The organism is Eleftheria terrae (assembly GCF_030419005.1).
Taxonomy (GTDB): Bacteria; Pseudomonadota; Gammaproteobacteria; order Burkholderiales; family Burkholderiaceae_C; genus Caldimonas; species Caldimonas terrae.
On the sequence record NZ_CP106951.1, the window covers coordinates 3,541,799 to 3,558,247 of the forward strand.

Sequence of the window (16,449 nt, forward strand, 5' to 3'; positions counted from 1 at the left end):
CATTTCACCGTTACCTTGGATGAAATGGCGACATGGATCGTCTGGAGTGCATGCAGGTGTTTGTCGCGGTCGCCGAGGCGGCCGGCTTTGCGGCTGCAGCCCGGCGCCTGCGGCTGTCGGCGCCGGCCGTCACCCGGGCGGTGGTGGCGCTGGAGCAGCAGGTGGGTGCCCGGCTGCTGCACCGCACGACCCGCAGCGTGCGGCTGACGGAGGCCGGCGAGCGCTACCTGCTCGACTGCAAGCGCATCCTGGCGGACATCGAGGAAGCCGAGGCGTCGGCCGGCGGCGCCTATGCCGAGCCACAGGGCCAGCTGTCGGTCACGGCGTCGGTGATGTTCGGCCGCCTGCATGTGGCACCGCTGGTGCTGGACTTCCTCGACGCGCATCCCCGCATGCGGGTGCGGACCTTCTTCGTCGACCGGGTCGTTCACCTGATCGACGAAGGCCTCGACGTGGCGGTGCGCATCGCCCACCTGCCGGACTCTTCGCTGACGGCACTGCCGGTCGGCATGGTGCGCCGGGTGGTGGTGGCGGCGCCCACCTACCTTGCTGCGCGCGGCGTGCCGAAGCAGCCGGCCGACCTGGCCGCGCACGATGCCATTGGCGGCTCGCAGACCGGCGGGCCGGACCAGCCCTGGCAGTTCGGCGGGCCGCCCGGTGACGGGGCGCGCCAGCTGGTGCAGCCGCGGGTGCGGCTGCTCGTGAATGCCGGCGAGGTGAGCATTGACGCCGCGCTGGCCGGGCATGGCGTGACCCGCGCGCTGTCCTACCAGGTGGCGGATGCGGTGCGCGCCGGCCGCCTGCAGATCGTGCTGGCCGAGTTCGAGCCGCCACCCATCCCGGTTCACCTCGTCTATGCCGAAGGCCGCAAGGCGGCGGCGAAGGTGAGGGCCTTCGTGGACTTCGCCGCCGAGCGCTTGCGCCGGACGCTGGCGGCCCAGGCGTGACCGCGCGCCGCGCACGCGCGGCCGCCGGGGCGCGGCGGGCAGGGAGGACAATCGGCGCCCCGGCCGAGGCTTCGGCGCCACTTCAACGCGACCCCGACATGGACACCCACCACAACCTGTTTGCCGCGCTGCGCGCGGGCTGGCCGGCCGAGCTGGACGGCATCGCGATCGAGACCGACAACGGCCTGCATTACCGCTGGTCGGACCTGGAGCGCGGCAGCGCGATGATGGCCAACCTGCTGGCCAGCCTCGGCCTGCCGGCCGGCGCACGCATCGCGGTGCAGACCGACAAGTCGGTCGAGGCCCTGATGCTCTACCTCGCCACCCTGCGGGCCGGCCTGGTCTACCTGCCGCTGAACACGGCCTACCGGCTGGCCGAGCTGGAGTACTTCATCGGCAATGCCGAGCCGTCGGTGGTGGTCTGCGCGAGCCGCGACTTTTCCGCCGTCAGCAAGCTGGCCTTCTCGATGGGCACGGCGTATGTCTTCACGCTGGACGACACGCGCAGCGGCTCGCTGCTGGAGCGCGCCTCGCACATGAGCGACCGCCATGAGCCGGTGCCGCGCTCGCCCGAGGACCTGGCCGTCATCCTCTACACCTCGGGCACCACCGGCCGCAGCAAGGGTGCCATGCTGACGCACGGCAACATGCTCAGCAACGCGCTCACGCTGCGCGACTACTGGGACTGGCGGCGCGAGGACGTGTTGATCCATGCCCTGCCCATCTTCCACATCCACGGGCTCTTCGTGGCGGTGCATTCGGCCTTGCTGCAGGGCAGCCGGATGATCTGGCTGTCGAAGTTCGACCCCGCGACGGTGGTGGCGAAGCTGCCGCACGCCAGCGTCTTCATGGGGGTGCCGACCCTTTATGTGCGCCTGCTGGCCGAGCCGGGCCTGACGCGCGAGGCCTGCGCCGGAATGCGGCTGTTCATCAGCGGCTCGGCGCCCTTGCTGGTGGAGACCTTCGAGCGCTTCCGCGAGCGCACCGGCCACACCATCCTGGAGCGCTACGGCATGAGCGAGACGGTGATGCTGACCTCCAACCCCTGCCGCCCCGAAGACGGCCCCCGGGTCGGCGGCACGGTGGGCCGGCCCTTGCCGGGCGTGAGCGTGCGGGTGGTCGATGCCAAGACCGGTCAGCCATGCGGGGTGGGCGAGATCGGCGGGGTGGAGGTGCGTGGGCCGAACGTCTTCGCTGGCTACTGGCGCCTGCCCGAGAAGACCGCCGAGGAGTTCACCGCCGACGGCTGGTTCCGCACCGGCGACGTCGGCCGCTTCGACGAGAACGGCTACCTGAGCATCGTGGGTCGCAGCAAGGACCTGGTCATCAGTGGCGGCTACAACGTCTACCCGGCCGAGGTCGAGGACGTGCTCAACCGGCAGGACGGCGTGGCCGAGTCGGCCGTCATCGGCGTGCCGCATCCCGACTTCGGCGAGGCGGTGGTGGCGGTGGCCGTGGCGCGTCCCGGCGTGCTGCTGCAGGAGGCAGCCCTCATCGCCGCGCTGAAGGACGCGCTTGCAAACTACAAGGTGCCCAAGCGGGTGTTCGTGGTCGCCGAGCTGCCGCGCAACACCATGGGCAAGGTCCAGAAGGCGCTGCTGCGCGAGCAGCATCGCGAGCTGTTCACGAAAGCCGCCTGAGCGTGGCGGCCGGCTGGGCGGCGGCTGGCGCTCGTGCCGCCTTGACGCGGCATGCCGGGCCCGCCGACGGGCCGCGCAGCGGTGTAGCGCGGCGGCCGCCGGGGGCCCGCGCGGGAGGCTGGCCGGCGTGCTGACCGAGGCGCCGGCCCAGGCGCTGATCCAGGCGCGAAGGTCGAGCCTCTCACGCCGGTGCCGGGGGCGCCGGCGCGAGAGGCTCAGGCGGCGGCCCGGCGCCCGGCCTGGCCGCTGCATCGTCGAGATCGTCAGCGCCGGTCGGCAGCGTGAAGCAGAAGCAGGCGCCGCGGCCCACCTCGCCTTCGGCCCACACCCGCCCGCCGTGGCGCGCGACGATGCGCTTGACGATGGACAGTCCCACGCCGCTGCCCGGGAACTCGACCGCCGAGTGCAGGCGCTCGAAGGCCGAGAACAACCGCTGCGCCTGCAGGGCGTCGAAGCCGGCACCGTTGTCCCGCACGTGAAAGACCTGCTCCCGGCCGTCGATGTGCGCGCCGAGCTCGATGCGGGGATGGTCCACCTGGCGGGTGAACTTCACCGCGTTGGACAGCAGGTTGTGCCACACCTGCCGCAGCAGCACCGCGTCGCCCTCGACGGTGGGCAACTCGCCGAACACGATCTGCACGCGCTCGGCATGCGGGCCGGCGTGGCCCGCTTGCTTCAGCACGTCCTCGGCGGCGGCGCGTGCCAGGGCCGCCATGCTGACCGGCTGGCGCTGCAGCGGCTGGTGCTCGACGCGCGACAGCGAGAGCAGCTCGTCGACCAGCACGCCGAGCCGGTCGCATTCACTGGCCATCAGCTCCAGCATCTGGCGGCCGCGGGCATCGAGCCGCGAACCGTGCAGCTCCTGCACCAGACGCGCCGCGGCGCCGATCGAAGCCATGGGCCCCTTCAAGTCGTGTGAAACGCTGCGCGAGAAGCTCTGCAGGTCGGCGTTGGCGCGCTCGAGCGCCTCGGTGCGGTCCTGCACCCGCTGCTCCAGGGTGTCGTTGAGGGCCATCAGCTCGCGTTCGCGGGCCCGCAGCTGCTCCACCAGCTCGCCGAGGGCCTGGGCGAGCTGGGCCACCTCGTCGTGGCTGGCCGGCGGGTGCTCGCCCGGATGGCCGTGGGCGGCCAGCAGCTGGGCCTGTTCGGCCACCCGGCGCAGGGGCGCCGCCAGGCGCCCTGCCAGCCCCCAGCCGGCCAGACCGAAGGCCAGCGCACCGAACAGGCCGAAGCCGATGATCTGCCACTGCAGCCGGTGGGCCGACGCAATGGCGGTGTCCAGCGGCTGGCGCACCAGCACCGTCCAGCCCAGGCCGGGATAGTCGGCGCTGCCCTGCCCGAAATGGGCGGCGCTGAGGTAGCGGCGCCCATCGCTCCAGGTTTCGACGCCATAGGGCTGCTGCAGCAGCCGGTCGATGCGGGCGCGCGGCAGGGTCACTGCGGCGCCGCCTTTCGGGCCCAGCAGCTGCTCGCCCTGGGCGTTCACCACCACCACCTCGACCTGGCGGGCGGCTTCCACCGGCGCCAGCACCTGGCGGCCCAGCTGTTCGGCCCATTGCCAGCTGAGGTGGGCCCCCAGCACGCCGAGCAGCCGCGTGTCTTGCCGCAGCGGGGCGGCCACGTCCACCAGGCGCAGCGGCTCCTGCGAGTCCGAAGGTGGCAGCAGGCTGGCCAGCAGGACTGCGTCGTGCACATCGCCGGCAAAGGCGCCCTTGCGGCCTTGCACGAACCAGGGCCGCTGCGACACGTCGCGCCCCTCCAGCACGCCGCCGGTGGCGGCCCGCACGATGCCGTCGGCGTCGGTCACGCCGATCCAGGCGTAATGGGCATAGGAGGCCTGCAGCTGCTCGAGCAGGGCGCGCCATTGCGCCAGGTCGAGCGGGCCGTCCTGCAGCTGGGCCAGGCTGGCGATGTTGCGGACCTCGCGGTAGCGCTCGGCCATGCCGGCTTCCAGCATGGCGGACAGGTGGCGCGACAGCTCGGCCAGGCTCAGGCCGGCATTGGCACTGGCATGCCGGCGGGCCGAGTCGCCCGAGGCGAGGCCGACCGCCAGGAACACCGCCAAGGCCAGGCCGCCGAAGCCGAGCCCGATGCGGGTGCGTGTGCTCAGGCCGGCGCGGGGCGCGAGCCAGAGGCGGAACCGGCGGGAGGGCACGGATCGGGGAGAGGCCATGTCGAGCGGCCCACTGTACCCAAATCGGCGCTCGCGGTGTGCCGCGCCACAGGCACCCGCACAGCCAGCCGGGCCGTCGCGGTCAGCCGCGCAGGAAGGCGTCGTAGCCGGTCTTGAGGATCAGCAGCGAGACGACGGCAATGAACATGCCGCGCACGAAGCCCGCGCCGTGCTTCAGCGCGAGCCGGGTGCCGAACAGGCTGCCGACGATGTTGGCCACTGCCATCGCCAGCGCGTACTTCCACCAGATGTGGCCCTTGGCGATGAACAGCGCCAGTGCCGACAGGTTGGTGGCGGTGTTCAGCAGCTTGGCGCTGGCCGAGGCATGCAGGAAGTCGTAGCCCAGCACGCGCACGAACAGGAAGACGAAGAAGCTGCCGGTGCCGGGGCCGAAGAAGCCGTCGTAGAACCCCACCAGCAGGCCGATCAGCGAGGCCACCAGGCCTTCCTGGCGGCCGCCGTAGCGACGCTGGTGATCGCGCCCGAGGTCTTTCTTGGCCAGCGTGTACAGCAGCACCGCCAGCAGGATCAGCGGCAGGGCCCGGCGCAGTCCGCTCGGGTCGACCAGCGTGACGCTCCACGCGCCGAGCGCCGCGCCCACCAGCGCGGCCAGGGCGGCCGGCAGCAAGGCCGACCAGACCATCTCGACCCGCTTGGCGTACTGCAGCGTGGCCCAGGCCGTGCCCCACACCGCAGCCCCCTTGTTGGTGCCGAACAGCGTGGCCGGCGGTGCGCTGGGGAAGACGCCGAACAGCGCCGGCACCAGGATCAGGCCGCCGCCGCCGACGATGGCATCGACGAAACCGGCAAACAGCGAGGCGAGCGTGGCAACGGCAAGTTCGAACATCGGCGCGAACGATGGTGAAGAAGTGAAGCAAGGGGAGGCCGGCACCGCAGGACCGTGCAAAGGCGGCGCGGGACCCGGAAAAACGAAGGGCGCTGACCATGGCCAGCGCCCTTGCAATTGTGACATTCGTTGTGCGTCACAGAGTCTCTTGTACTGCTTCTCTGTGTCTCCTCAGACCCCCGCCCTGCGCAGGCACCTGGAAGGCCGGGCCCGCAGCGAGTGACGTGACTGTAGGATGACCCAGCCGGCCTCGCACTAGGGGTTTTCCTGCCCCTTTTTTCAGCAGTCACCGCCTGTCGGGCGCATGGCAACGACTGTCGGCGATCTCGGGCATGCTGGCGGTTTGTCTCACCTGTGAAGCAAACATGATCATCGTCCATCACCTCAACAACTCGCGGTCGCAACGGGTGCTTTGGCTGTTGGAGGAGTTGGGCCTGCCCTACGAGGTGAAGCGCTATGAACGCGACCGCAAGACCCTGCTGGCACCGCCCGAGTTGCTCGCGGTGCATCCGCTCGGCAAGTCGCCGGTGATCCAGGACGGCGGGCTCACGCTGGCCGAGTCGGGCGCGATCCTGGAGTACCTGGCCGGGCGCTACGGTGCCGACCGGCTGGTGCCGGCCAGCGGCAGCCCGGAGCGGCTGCGCTACACCTATTGGATGCACTATGCCGAGGGCTCGGCGATGCCGCCCTTGCTGCTCAAGCTCGTGTTCGATCGCATCGAGACCGCGCCGATGCCCTTCTTCGCCAAGCCGGTGGCTCGCTCGATCGCGGCGCGCGCCAAGGGCATGCTGGTGATGCCGCAGATCGCGCGGCACCTGGACTACATGGAAGCAGAACTGGCCACGCGGCCCTGGTTTGCCGGCGAGCAGTTCAGCGCGGCCGACATCCAGATGAGCTTCCCGCTGGAAGCGGCCGCGGCGCGCGGCGGGCTGGATGCGCGCCGGCCGCGCCTGACGGACTTCCTGGCCCGCATCCACGCGCGCGAGGCCTACCGGCGTGCGCTCGACAAGGGCGGCCCCTTCCAGCTGAAGTGAGCCCGAGCCCCAGCCCGGCGCCTGCCGTCAAGGGCAGCCGAGCGTCCACGGCATCGGTGGCGGCGCGGGCCTGATTCGAGACTTCTGCCTCGATCTTCACGCTCAAGCACGGCAGCGTTCGTTCCGATATCCGAGCAAGGCCGCCCGTGCCCGGCGGCATCTCCTGCCGTGCCTGAATGCCTGCTTATGAATGACGCTGCCGTGGTCAACCGACACTACCTCGACCGGGTGATGGATGCATCCCGCACCCAGGACATCGAGGCCACCGAGGACATCGTTGCTGGCAATGGCATGAAGCTGCTGAGCAAAGGTGCCAGGATCGATGAACGAGTGCGTGAGCGCCTGCTGGAATACAAGCTGCGCAAGCCGCTGGAAAGCACGCTCAAGGTGGCGGGTGGCCTGGATGGCAACCAACTGGCCGAAGCCGGGGAACGGCTGCTGGAGCAGCACCCCACGGTGCACGCGCTGCGGCCGCCGGCCGCCGCCGAGGTGCTCGACAGCCTGCGTGCCTTTCCGGACATCGAGACCCTGCACACGCTGTTGACCCTCTATGCGGGGCAGGACGCGCGCAAGCTGGACCATGCGGTGGCGGTGAGCCTGCTGACGATGTCGCTGCACCAGCACTTGCGGCTGAACAGCGCGGACCAGCTGAGGGCCGCCATGCTGGCTGGCCTGTATCACGACGTTGGCGAGCTGTACATCGATCCGGCGGTGCTCAAGGGAGGCTCGCTAAAGCTGCACCAATGGAAGCAGGTGTGCGTGCATCCCCTGGTGGCCTTTCGTCTGCTCGCCGACATTCCGCAGCTCGACAAAACAGTGGCGCAGGCAGTGCTGCAACACCATGAGCGGCTGGACGGCTTCGGCTACCCGGCGGGCCTGAGGGCGGAGGCCATTGGCAAGCCGGGCCGTATCCTCGGCGCCAGTGAGTTGCTGGCCGGTTTGGCGGAGGCGAGCCGCACGCCCATGCACAGCGCCCGGGTAGCGCTCAAGCTGGTGCCCGGCGAATTCGACCGTACGGTGATTGATGCAGTCGTCTCCACCCCTGCCGCACTCGAGCAGGAAATGGACCGCGTCCAGCTGCCGAGTTGGGACGACACGCTGGGCCAGGTCCACGAAGTGGTGGCGGGCATCCACCGCATCGAGCAGTTCCGGCCCGAATTGGCCGAACAGCTCGACGCGGCCGACGGCCCGACCCGGCTCACCTTCCAGGCCGCTAGCTTCCGCTACGACCGCATCTGCATGGCGCTGGTCAGCGCCGGTGTCAACACCCGCGATGCCGGCGAGTTGCGACGCCTGGTGAACGAGGTCGCCGACCCCGCCATGCACCTCGAGCTCACGCTGGTCCTGCGCGAAACCCGCTGGCGCCTGCAGGAGCTGGGGCGCGAGCTGCGGCTGCGCGTGCAGCGCCACGCGCCGGGCTACCTGGACCTGGCGACACGCGCGGTGCGCAGCTTCGTGCCGGCCGCCTGAGCGCGGTGCGCGCTGGCCGCGCACTCGGGATTGCGATTTGCTGACTTCTGCGGGCGGGCAGGGCCGCTGGGGCCTTGCCGGCCATGTGGCGGCGCATGCTGGCGCCGCCTTCCGCAGGAGAGCCCCGATGAAACGTCTGCACGGCCTGCTTGCCGGCCTGCTCTGCGTCGGCCCGCTGGCGCATGCCCAACTGCCGCCCGGCGATGGCCCGATCACCCTCAGCGGCACGGTCACCGACCCCACGCCACTGCCTTTTGAGGAACGCCTGCTGGCGCAGCTCAAGCTGCCGCCCGGCTTCAAGGTCAGCGTGTTCGCGAAAAACCTGCAGAACGTTCGCTGGCTGCAGGTGGCACCCAATGGCGATGTCTATGCCTCGCGCCGGGCACAGGGCGACGTGCTGCTGCTGCGCGACACCGACCGCGACGGCGTGGCCGACGAGCGCAAGACCGTGGCGCAGAACATCAAGTGGATCAACGGGCTGGCGCTGCACGGCCAACGGCTCTACATGGCGTCCGACCGCAAGGTGCTGCTGGCCGAGGTGCAGGCCGACGGCACGCTGTCCAACCCCAAGGTCATCATCGACGACCTGCCCGACGCCGGGCAGCACCCCAACCGCACGCTGGCCATCGGCCCCGACGGGCTGCTCTACATCACCGTCGGCTCCACCTGCAACAACTGCCGCGAGACCGCCGGTGAAAGCGGCACGCTGGTGGTCGCCGCGCCCGACGGATCGGCCCGCACGGTGTATGCCCGCGGCCTGCGCAACACCATCGGCTTTGCCTGGCATCCGGTGAGCCAGGCGCTTTACGGCTTCGACCACGGCTCTGACTGGCGCGGTGACGACCAGCCGCCCGAGGAGCTCAACCGCATCGAGAAGAACAAGGACTACGGCTGGCCCTGGTGCTACGGCGACCGCCAGCCCGACAAGCTGCAGGCCAACGATCCTCCCAACACGAGCAAGGCCGATTTCTGCCCCACCACGCAGGCCCCGGTGCTGACCTACACCGCACATGCGGCACCCCTGGGCATGGTGTTCTACACCGGCAGGCAGTTCCCGACCGAGTACCGCCACAGCGCCTTCGTCGCCATGCGGGGCTCGTGGAACCGTGCCGCGCCCAGCGGGTACAAGGTGGTGCGCGTGCGGTTCGACGCTGCCGGGCAGCCGGTGGGCATCGACGACTTCCTCACCGGCTGGTTGATGGCCTCGCCCCCACCGGCGCTGCGCGAGCCAGGCCGCAGCCCGCAGGCGAGCGAGCACCAGGAAGCACACCGGCCCGCCCGCTTCGGCCGGCCGGCCGGGCTGGCCCTGGCCCCCGACGGCTCGCTGCTGGTGGCCGAGGACGAGAACGGCGTGATCTACCGCGTCAGCTACGAAGGACGATGAGATGAAACCCCTGTTGCTTCCCCTCGCCACTGTTGCCGCCGCGGTCTGCCTGCTGGCCGGTCCCACGCCGGCCAGCGCCCAGGCGGCGCCGCCCGCTGCGCGCGCCACGCTGCGTGATGCGGCAGGCCAGACAGCGGGCGAGGCCCGCTTCACCGAGACGGCCCAGGGCCTGTCGCTCGACATCGAGGTGCGCGGGCTGTCGCCCGGCCAGCATGGCTTCCACATCCACCAGCATGGCGAGTGCGCGCCCGGGCCGGATGCGGCCACCGGCAAGATCGTGCCGTTCGGTGCGGCCGGCCCGCATTTCGATCCGCTGCACAGCCGCAACCACGGCCATCCTTCACAGCCGCCGGCCGAGGCGCACGGTGGCGACCTGCCCAACCTGGTGGTGGGTGCCGACGGCCGCGCCCGCCTGCAGGCCGAGCGGCCCGGCATTGGCCTGAAGCCCGGCCCCGCCAGCGTGCTGGGGCGCACGCTCGTCGTGCACGAGCTGCCTGACGACTACCGCAGCGACCCGGCTGGCAACAGCGGCCCGCGCCTGCTGTGCGGGATGATCGAGCTGGCCGGCGAGCCTCCGGCCGGGGCGCGCCACACCTTCCCGGGCAGCAATGTCTTCCCCGAAGGCATCGCGGTGGACGAGACCAGCGGCACCGCCTATGTGGGCTCGGCCGCCGAAGGCCACCTGTACAAGCTGGAGCCGGGCCAGCCACGCGCCGAGCTGCTGTCGCTGGGCGGCTCGCCGGGCCGCCGTGCCGCGCTCGGCATCCGGCTCGACGCACATCGGCGCTTGTGGGTGGCGGGCGGCGCCGAGGGCACGGTGGCCCTGGTCGATGCCGCCAGTGGCCGCACGCTGGCGGTGCTGAAGACGCCGCACAGTCCGCATGCCTTCATCAACGACCTGGCGCTCTCGGCCGATGGCCATGCCTACGTGACCGACTCCTTCCGGCCGGTGCTGTTCCGCGCCCGCAACGTGGTGGACCAGCCGACGCAGCTCGAGCCGTGGCTGGACCTCGGCCGCACGCCGATCCGCTATGTGAGCGGCGAGACCAACCTGAACGGCATCGTCGCGACCCCGGACGGCCGCTACCTGCTGGCCATGCAGTCGGCCACCGGCCAGCTGTGGCGCATCGACACCCGCAGCCAGGCGGTGCAGCCGGTGCAGCTGGACGCCACCCTGCCACATGGCGACGGGCTGGTGCTGCAAGGGCGCGAGCTGTACGTGGTGCGCAATGTCGAGAACGAGATCGTGCGGGTCTCGCTGGAGCCCGACTATGCACGCGGCCGTGTGGCACAGCGCCTGAGCAGCAGCCGGCTGCGCTACCCCACCACCGCCGCGCTGGTGCGCGGCCAGCTGCAGATTGTCAACAGCCAGCTGGACAAGCAGAAGAACCCGCCACCGCTGCTGCCGTTCGACGTCATCCAGCTGCCCGCCCCCTGAGGGGCGGCCCCGGCCGCCTCGCCATGCAGCACCCGCCGGCCGCCATGCCCTCATCGCCTGCCGGTCCGGTGGGTGACTGGCGCCTGCTGTTCGAGCGCAACCCGCTGCCGATGTGGGTGTTCTCGCTGGCGAGCCGCCGCTTCCTGGCGGTGAACCGGGCGGCGGTGGAACATTACGGCTACTCGGAAGCGGAGTTCCTGTCGATGACCGTCGACGACATCCGCCCGCCAGAAGACCTGCCGCGGCTCGACGACATGTTGCGCCAGGGGCCGCACCACGGGCGGCATGGGCTGTGGCGGCACCGGCGGCGTGACGGCTCGCTCATCGATGTGGAGGTGGTAAGCGGCGAGGTCGACTTCGACGGCGAGCCGGCCCGGCTGATCCTGCTGCAGGACGTGACCGAGCAGCTGCGTGCACAGGAGCGCCTGCGTCGCAAGAAGGCCCTGCTCAGCCTGGCGGGCAGCGTAGCGCGGCTGGGCGGCTGGTCGGTGGCACTGCCCGACCTGCACCTGAGCTGGTCGGACGAAGTGTGCGCGCTCCACGGCATTCCGGTGGGCGAGGCGCCCAGCCTGGAGGCCGCCATTGGCTTCTACCTGCCCGAAGACCAGCCGCGGTTGCGCGAGGCTTTGGCGGCCAGCATTGCCGGCGAGCGCGGGTTCGACCTCGAGGCCCGCCTGCGGGACGCCAGCGGCGCATTGCGCTGGGTGCGCCTGATCGGCCTGCCCGAACGTGACGACCAGGGCGCGGTGGTGGGCGTCAGCGGCGCGATCCAGGACATCACCGACCGCAAGCTGGCCGAGCGTGAAGCGCGTGAGCTGGCACGCCAGCTCAGCACCACGCTGGAGAGCATCACCGACGCTGTCTTCACGCTCGACCACGACTGGCGTTTCACCTATGTGAACCGGCATGCCGAGCAGGTGCTGGCTCGCCCCCGCGAGTCGCTGCTGGGCCGCTGCGTCTGGGCCGAGTTTCCGCAGGCCGTGGGCACTGTCTTCCAGCGGGAATACGAGCGCGCCGTGGCGCAGAACCGCGCCGTCAACTTCAAGGCGTACTACGCGCCCTTGCTCTGCTGGCTGGAGGTGCATGCCTATCCCTCGGAGCTGGGGCTGACGGTCTATTTCCGCGACGTCACCGGGCTGCACGAGGCCGAGCAGGCCCGGCAGGCGCGCGCGGCGGCCGAAGCGTCGAGCCGCAGCAAGACCCGTTTCCTGGCCCGGCTGAGCCACGAGATGCGCACGCCGTTGAATGCGGTGCTCGGCTTTGCCCAGCTGCTGGTGAACCGGCCCGGCCTGCCGCCCGAGCAGGAGGACTATGCGCAGCACATCCTGCGCGCCGGGCACCACCTGCTGGCCCTGGTCAATGACGTGCTGGACCTGCAGCAGGTCGAGGAAGGCCGCCTCACCTTGCATCCGGCCGTGCTGGACCTGCGGGCGCTGGCCGCGGAGACGGCGGAGCTGCTCACCCCGCTGGCTGGCCAGCGCGACATCGCCGTCTACAACGAGGTCCCGGCCGGCTGCCATGTCGAGGCCGACGAGCAGCGCTTGCGCCAGGTGCTGATCAACCTGGTCTCCAACGCCATCAAGTACAACCGCCCGGGCGGCACGGTGCGGCTGGTGGCGCAGCGCCTGGCGGCGAACCGGGTTGCGCTGCGGGTGGTGGATACCGGCCAGGGCATTGCCGCCGACCAGCTGCATGCGCTGTTCCAGCCCTTCGAACGGCTGGGCCGCGAAAGCTCGGCGGTGGAGGGCACCGGCCTGGGGCTGGTCATCGCCCGCCGCCTGGTGGAGGAAATGGGCGGCCACCTGGAGCTGCAGAGCCAGCTCGGCCGCGGCACCTGCGCGCATGTGGAGCTGCCCGGGGCGGCCCCAGGCGCGCTGCCGGCATCGCCGCCGCTGGCGAGCGACGCGGCGGCGGGCGCTGCGCCGCCGGGCCACGCAGCCGCCCCGGTGCTGCGGCTGCTCTATGTCGAAGACAACCCGATCAATGCCTTGCTGTTCGAGGAAGCGCTGGGCCGGCAGCCAGACCTGGAGCTGCGCATTGCGGACAGCGGGGGCCAGGGCCTGGCACTGGCGGCGCAATGGCGGCCCGACGTGCTGGCGCTGGATGCCAACCTGCCCGACATGAGCGGCTTCGAGCTGCTGCAGCGGCTGCGGGCCCTGCCGGGCCTGGCCGACACACCGGCCTTCATGTGCTCGGCCGACGCCCTGCCGGAGGACCTGCTGCGTGCACGCGAGGCCGGCTTCGCCGGCTACTGGACCAAGCCGGTCGACCTGGCCCGTGTGATGGGCGACCTGCGCGCGTTGCGCGAGCGGCTGGCAGGGCCGTCGGCCTGACGCTCAGCGCGCATCGGCCAGGATCCATTCGGCAGCCCGCTCGGCAATCATCAAGGTCGGCGAGTTGGTGTTGCCGCTGGTGATGGTGGGCATCACGCTCGCATCGGCCACCCGCAGGCCGGCCACGCCACGCAGCTTCAGCCGGGGGTCGACCACCGCCATCGGATCGTCCGCCCGGCCCATGCGGCAGGTGCCGACCGGGTGGAAGATGGTGGTCGCGATGTCGCCGGCCAGGCGCGCCAGTTCTTCGTCGCCCTGGTACTGCGGCCCGGGGCGCAGCTCCTGCGGTTGGAAGGCCTGCAGGGCCGCCTGCGAGACGATGCGCCGTGTCAGGCGCAGGGACTCGGCGGCCACCTGGCGGTCCTCCGGCGTCGAGAGGTAGCGGGCCTGGATGCGCGGCGCGTCGTCGTGACGGGGCGAGCGCACGCGCACGAAACCCCGGCTGCCCGGGTTGAGGTTGCAGACGCTGGCGGTGAAGGCGTCGAAGTGGTGCAGGGGCTCCCCGAAGGCGTCCAGCGAGAGCGGCTGCACGTGGTACTGCAGGTTGGGCCACGGGTGTGCCGGCGAGGAACGGGTGAAGAGGCCCAGCTGCGACGGTGCCATGCTCATCGGCCCGCTGCGCCGCCAGGCGTATTCCAGCCCGATGCGGGCCTTGCCCCACCAGGAGGCGGCCAGGGTGTTGAGCGTCCGCACGCCCTGCACGCCATAGACCGCGCGGATCTGCAGGTGGTCCTGCAGGTTCTCGCCGACGCCGGGCAGGTCGTGCTGCACGGCAATGCCGTGCTCGCGCAACCAGGCGCCCGGGCCGATGCCGGAGAGCTGCAGGATCTGCGGCGAGTTCACCGCGCCGGCGCACAGCACCACCTCGCGGGTGGCCCGCACCTGCTGCCGGCCGGCCGGCGTCATCACCTCGCAGCCAAGGACACGCAGCCCGGCGCTGCCAGGGTCGCCGTCGGTCAGCAGGCGGGTGACGTGGGCACCGGTCCACATCTCCACATTGCTGCGGCTGCGGAAGATGGGCCGCAGGAAGGCCTTGGCGGTGTTCCAGCGCCAGCCGGCGCGCTGGTTCACCTCGAAGTAGCCGACGCCTTCGTTGTTGCCGCCGTTGAAGTCCTCGGTGGCCGGGATGCCGGCCTGGCGGGCGGCCGCGGCGAAGGCGTCGAGGATGTCCCAGCGCAGCCGTTGCTTCTCGACGCGCCATTCGCCGCCGTGCCCGTGCAGGGCGCGGAAGGCCTCGCTGGCCTGCGTGCCATGGGGGGCATCGAGCCGCCAGTGGTCCTCGTGGCGGCGGAAGTAGGGCAGGCAGTGCTCCCAGCGCCAGGTGGCGTCGCCGCACTGCTCGGCCCAGCCATCGTAGTCGCGCTGCTGGCCGCGCATGTAGATCATGCCGTTGATGCTGGAGCAGCCGCCCAGGCCCTTGCCGCGCGGGTAGCGCAGCTGGCGTCCGTTCAGGCCGGGGTCTTCCTCGGTGCGGTAGAGCCAGTCGGTGCGGGGGTTGCCAATGCAGTAGAGGTAGCCGACCGGGATGTGGATCCAGTGATAGTCGTCCTTGCGGCCGGCTTCCAGCAGCAGCACGCGCCTGGTGGGGTCCTGGCTGAGCCGGTTGGCCAGCAGGCAGCCGGCGGTGCCGGCGCCCACGATGATGAAGTCAAAGCTCGCAAGCTCCGCCACGGCTGTCTCCTCGGCCCGGCGGCGCCTGCAGCACAGGCGCCGCCGGCCGAGCGGTCAGGCCTGTGGTGAGGGTGGGCTCGGCCGTCGCAGAGTCTACGGCGTGGCGGCGCCTGGCGCATGGACGGCCAGGCTCAGGGTGCGATCACCGTGATGCGGCGCACGTCGATCGTCGGCGAGGCGGCCGGGCCGCCTTCGACCGCGCCGATCACTTCCACCGTGGTCTGTCCGGTGATCTTGCCGTGCTGCGGCTCGGGCAGGCCGCCCGCTTCGAGGCGGATGGCTCCGGAGCCGTCGGAGAACAAGTAGCGGCCTTCGGACTCCCGGCGCACCAGCCGTCCGCGCAGGCGGATCTCGGTGCCTTCGACCGGGGCCTTCAGGATGTCGGCGACGGTACTCTGTGCCGGAGCCGCCGCAGGGCCCTGGCCCGGCTCTTGGCCGGGCTGCGCCGCCCAGCCGGCCGGGCCGTACAGCCCGGCCAGCAGCGCAAACGCGGATGGGAGCAGCGTCTGATGAGCGTTCATGAGCAAAGCCTCCATGCTGCCCACCACCGGCGTCGAAGCGAATGAAACGGCAGGCCGGGGCAGGCTTGAAGGCGGAGCGACCGGCGTGCCGGCCGCAGGGCCGCCCGGCACGCGGGGTGGCGCGCGGCGCCGGGCAAGTATTGCGAGCAGGCGGCGCAAAAACTACCACCGCCCGCCATGGCCGTCAGCGGTGGCTCATGCGGTGCCGGTAGTCACCGCCCGTGGCGCTGCGGCGGCTGCCCCGCGCGCGCAGGCCGCGCACCAGCTCCTCGACGTAGGGAGCGAACTCGATCAGCGCCGCGGCCGCCAGCACGGTGACCACGTAGGACCACGGCAGCGGGTTGTCCTTCAGCTCGAGCGTGAAGCGGGCCGGCTCGCTGCCCTGGCCGAACAGGGCCAGGAACTGGTCCCAGTGCAGGCCGATGATCAGCAGGCCGGCCATCAGCGGGATCATCTCGAGGAAGCTGTGCACGTGCTGCTCGAGCGGTCCGACATGGCGGCCGGAGGTGGCATAGCTGACATCCCACAGCGCAGTCGCCTCGTGCACAAAGAACATCACGATGATGCCGGCGATCAGCAGGGCATTGACTTCGAAGATGAGGGCCGCCGCGAGCGGCAGGCCGACCTGCACGAACATCAGCAGGTGGATCAGTGATTCCTTCGCGCCGGTGGTGTGCTCGATGTCCGACGCCCGGTGGCAGAACCAGTCGGCAATGCCGGCCACGAACCACAGCGGGATGACGAAGTACATCAACATCGTGAGCAGGGGATCGTTGTTCATCCTTTTTTCCTCCAGGGGGTGGGCACGGCCGACCTGCGGTCGACCGCTGCCGGGCCAGCGCCCGGCGATGGCCGGGCGCGACGGCAGCCGAGCGCCCGGGGGACCCGGACAGGAGAGGCAACGGCCATGCCGCGATGTCGGGAACCGGCAGCCCGCGGGCGCCGGCGGGCGCGGCCGCCACCCGCCGCGGCGCGGGCCCCGGCCAGGCGG

General features: G+C 71.1%; 12 protein-coding genes. 7 read left to right on the top strand and 5 right to left on the bottom strand.

The genetic code is table 11. The features are described 5' to 3' along the window. The first annotated feature begins 32 nt into the window (after positions 1-32). Both N7L95_RS15700 and N7L95_RS15705 read left to right on the top strand, forming a co-directional pair. Positions 33-947, top strand: a complete 915-nt coding sequence (locus N7L95_RS15700; protein ID WP_301256192.1) for a LysR family transcriptional regulator — start codon at positions 33-35, stop codon at positions 945-947. Between the two features lie 98 nt (positions 948-1,045). Further along, entirely contained in the window at positions 1,046-2,587 is a 1,542-nt protein-coding gene (locus tag N7L95_RS15705; protein ID WP_301256193.1) for a malonate--CoA ligase, read from the top strand. Positions 2,588-2,768: 181 nt separating this feature from the next. On the opposite strand, the gene N7L95_RS15710 is transcribed toward N7L95_RS15705, so the two are convergent. Further along, the gene (locus tag N7L95_RS15710; protein WP_301256194.1) at positions 2,769-4,760 is read right to left on the bottom strand and encodes an ATP-binding protein; all 1,992 of its coding nucleotides are present in this window, start codon (positions 4,758-4,760) and stop codon (positions 2,769-2,771) included. Positions 4,761-4,842: 82 nt separating this feature from the next. Then, positions 4,843-5,607, bottom strand: coding sequence for a sulfite exporter TauE/SafE family protein (locus tag N7L95_RS15715; RefSeq protein WP_301256195.1), 765 nt, complete (start codon positions 5,605-5,607; stop codon positions 4,843-4,845). 365 nt (positions 5,608-5,972) lie between these two features. On the opposite strand from N7L95_RS15715, the gene N7L95_RS15720 reads away from it, so the two are divergent. The 5 genes from N7L95_RS15720 (at position 5,973) to N7L95_RS15740 (ending at position 13,266) form a co-directional block, all read left to right on the top strand. Next, positions 5,973-6,641 (top strand): glutathione S-transferase family protein, encoded by a 669-nt coding sequence (locus N7L95_RS15720; RefSeq protein ID WP_301256196.1) that lies wholly within the window; start codon positions 5,973-5,975, stop codon positions 6,639-6,641. Between the two features lie 186 nt (positions 6,642-6,827). Beyond that, positions 6,828-8,111 (top strand): HD-GYP domain-containing protein, encoded by a 1,284-nt coding sequence (locus tag N7L95_RS15725; RefSeq protein WP_301256197.1) that lies wholly within the window; start codon positions 6,828-6,830, stop codon positions 8,109-8,111. 127 nt (positions 8,112-8,238) lie between these two features. After that, positions 8,239-9,495, top strand: coding sequence for a PQQ-dependent sugar dehydrogenase (locus N7L95_RS15730; RefSeq protein ID WP_301256198.1), 1,257 nt, complete (start codon positions 8,239-8,241; stop codon positions 9,493-9,495). 1 nt (position 9,496) lies between these two features. After that, on the top strand, positions 9,497-10,933 hold the full coding sequence (locus N7L95_RS15735) for a superoxide dismutase family protein (protein WP_301256199.1): 1,437 nt from the start codon (positions 9,497-9,499) through the stop codon (positions 10,931-10,933). 44 nt (positions 10,934-10,977) lie between these two features. After that, positions 10,978-13,266 carry a PAS domain S-box protein gene (locus tag N7L95_RS15740; RefSeq protein ID WP_301256200.1) on the top strand — a complete coding sequence of 763 codons (2,289 nt, stop codon included), beginning with the start codon at positions 10,978-10,980 and terminating at the stop codon, positions 13,264-13,266. A 3-nt stretch (positions 13,267-13,269) separates the two neighbouring features. Here the strand turns inward: N7L95_RS15740 and N7L95_RS15745 are convergent, their stop codons facing one another. From N7L95_RS15745 to N7L95_RS15755, 3 genes are all read right to left on the bottom strand, one after another. Beyond that, the gene (locus N7L95_RS15745) at positions 13,270-14,937 is read right to left on the bottom strand and encodes a GMC family oxidoreductase (protein ID WP_301256201.1); all 1,668 of its coding nucleotides are present in this window, start codon (positions 14,935-14,937) and stop codon (positions 13,270-13,272) included. A gap of 131 nt (positions 14,938-15,068) precedes the next feature. Beyond that, positions 15,069-15,458: a YgiW/YdeI family stress tolerance OB fold protein gene (locus N7L95_RS15750; protein WP_301256202.1), complete on the bottom strand. Its 390-nt coding sequence runs from the start codon at positions 15,456-15,458 to the stop codon at positions 15,069-15,071. Between the two features lie 184 nt (positions 15,459-15,642). Further along, entirely contained in the window at positions 15,643-16,239 is a 597-nt protein-coding gene (locus N7L95_RS15755) for a diguanylate cyclase (RefSeq protein WP_301256204.1), read from the bottom strand. Positions 16,240-16,449: the final 210 nt, after the last annotated feature.

What these genes read in the sequence shown, in the direction of transcription:
- N7L95_RS15755 (WP_301256204.1), bottom strand. Translation starts at nt 16,239, where the DNA reads ATGAACAACGATCCCCTGCTCACGATGTTGATGTACTTCGTCATCCCG.
- N7L95_RS15705 (WP_301256193.1), top strand. Translation starts at nt 1,046, where the DNA reads ATGGACACCCACCACAACCTGTTTGCCGCGCTGCGCGCGGGCTGGCCG.
- N7L95_RS15715 (WP_301256195.1), bottom strand. Translation starts at nt 5,607, where the DNA reads ATGTTCGAACTTGCCGTTGCCACGCTCGCCTCGCTGTTTGCCGGTTTC.
- N7L95_RS15740 (WP_301256200.1), top strand. Translation starts at nt 10,978, where the DNA reads ATGCCCTCATCGCCTGCCGGTCCGGTGGGTGACTGGCGCCTGCTGTTC.
- N7L95_RS15735 (WP_301256199.1), top strand. Translation starts at nt 9,497, where the DNA reads ATGAAACCCCTGTTGCTTCCCCTCGCCACTGTTGCCGCCGCGGTCTGC.
- N7L95_RS15725 (WP_301256197.1), top strand. Translation starts at nt 6,828, where the DNA reads ATGAATGACGCTGCCGTGGTCAACCGACACTACCTCGACCGGGTGATG.
- N7L95_RS15750 (WP_301256202.1), bottom strand. Translation starts at nt 15,458, where the DNA reads ATGAACGCTCATCAGACGCTGCTCCCATCCGCGTTTGCGCTGCTGGCC.
- N7L95_RS15700 (WP_301256192.1), top strand. Translation starts at nt 33, where the DNA reads ATGGATCGTCTGGAGTGCATGCAGGTGTTTGTCGCGGTCGCCGAGGCG.
- N7L95_RS15730 (WP_301256198.1), top strand. Translation starts at nt 8,239, where the DNA reads ATGAAACGTCTGCACGGCCTGCTTGCCGGCCTGCTCTGCGTCGGCCCG.
- N7L95_RS15710 (WP_301256194.1), bottom strand. Translation starts at nt 4,760, where the DNA reads ATGGCCTCTCCCCGATCCGTGCCCTCCCGCCGGTTCCGCCTCTGGCTC.
- N7L95_RS15720 (WP_301256196.1), top strand. Translation starts at nt 5,973, where the DNA reads ATGATCATCGTCCATCACCTCAACAACTCGCGGTCGCAACGGGTGCTT.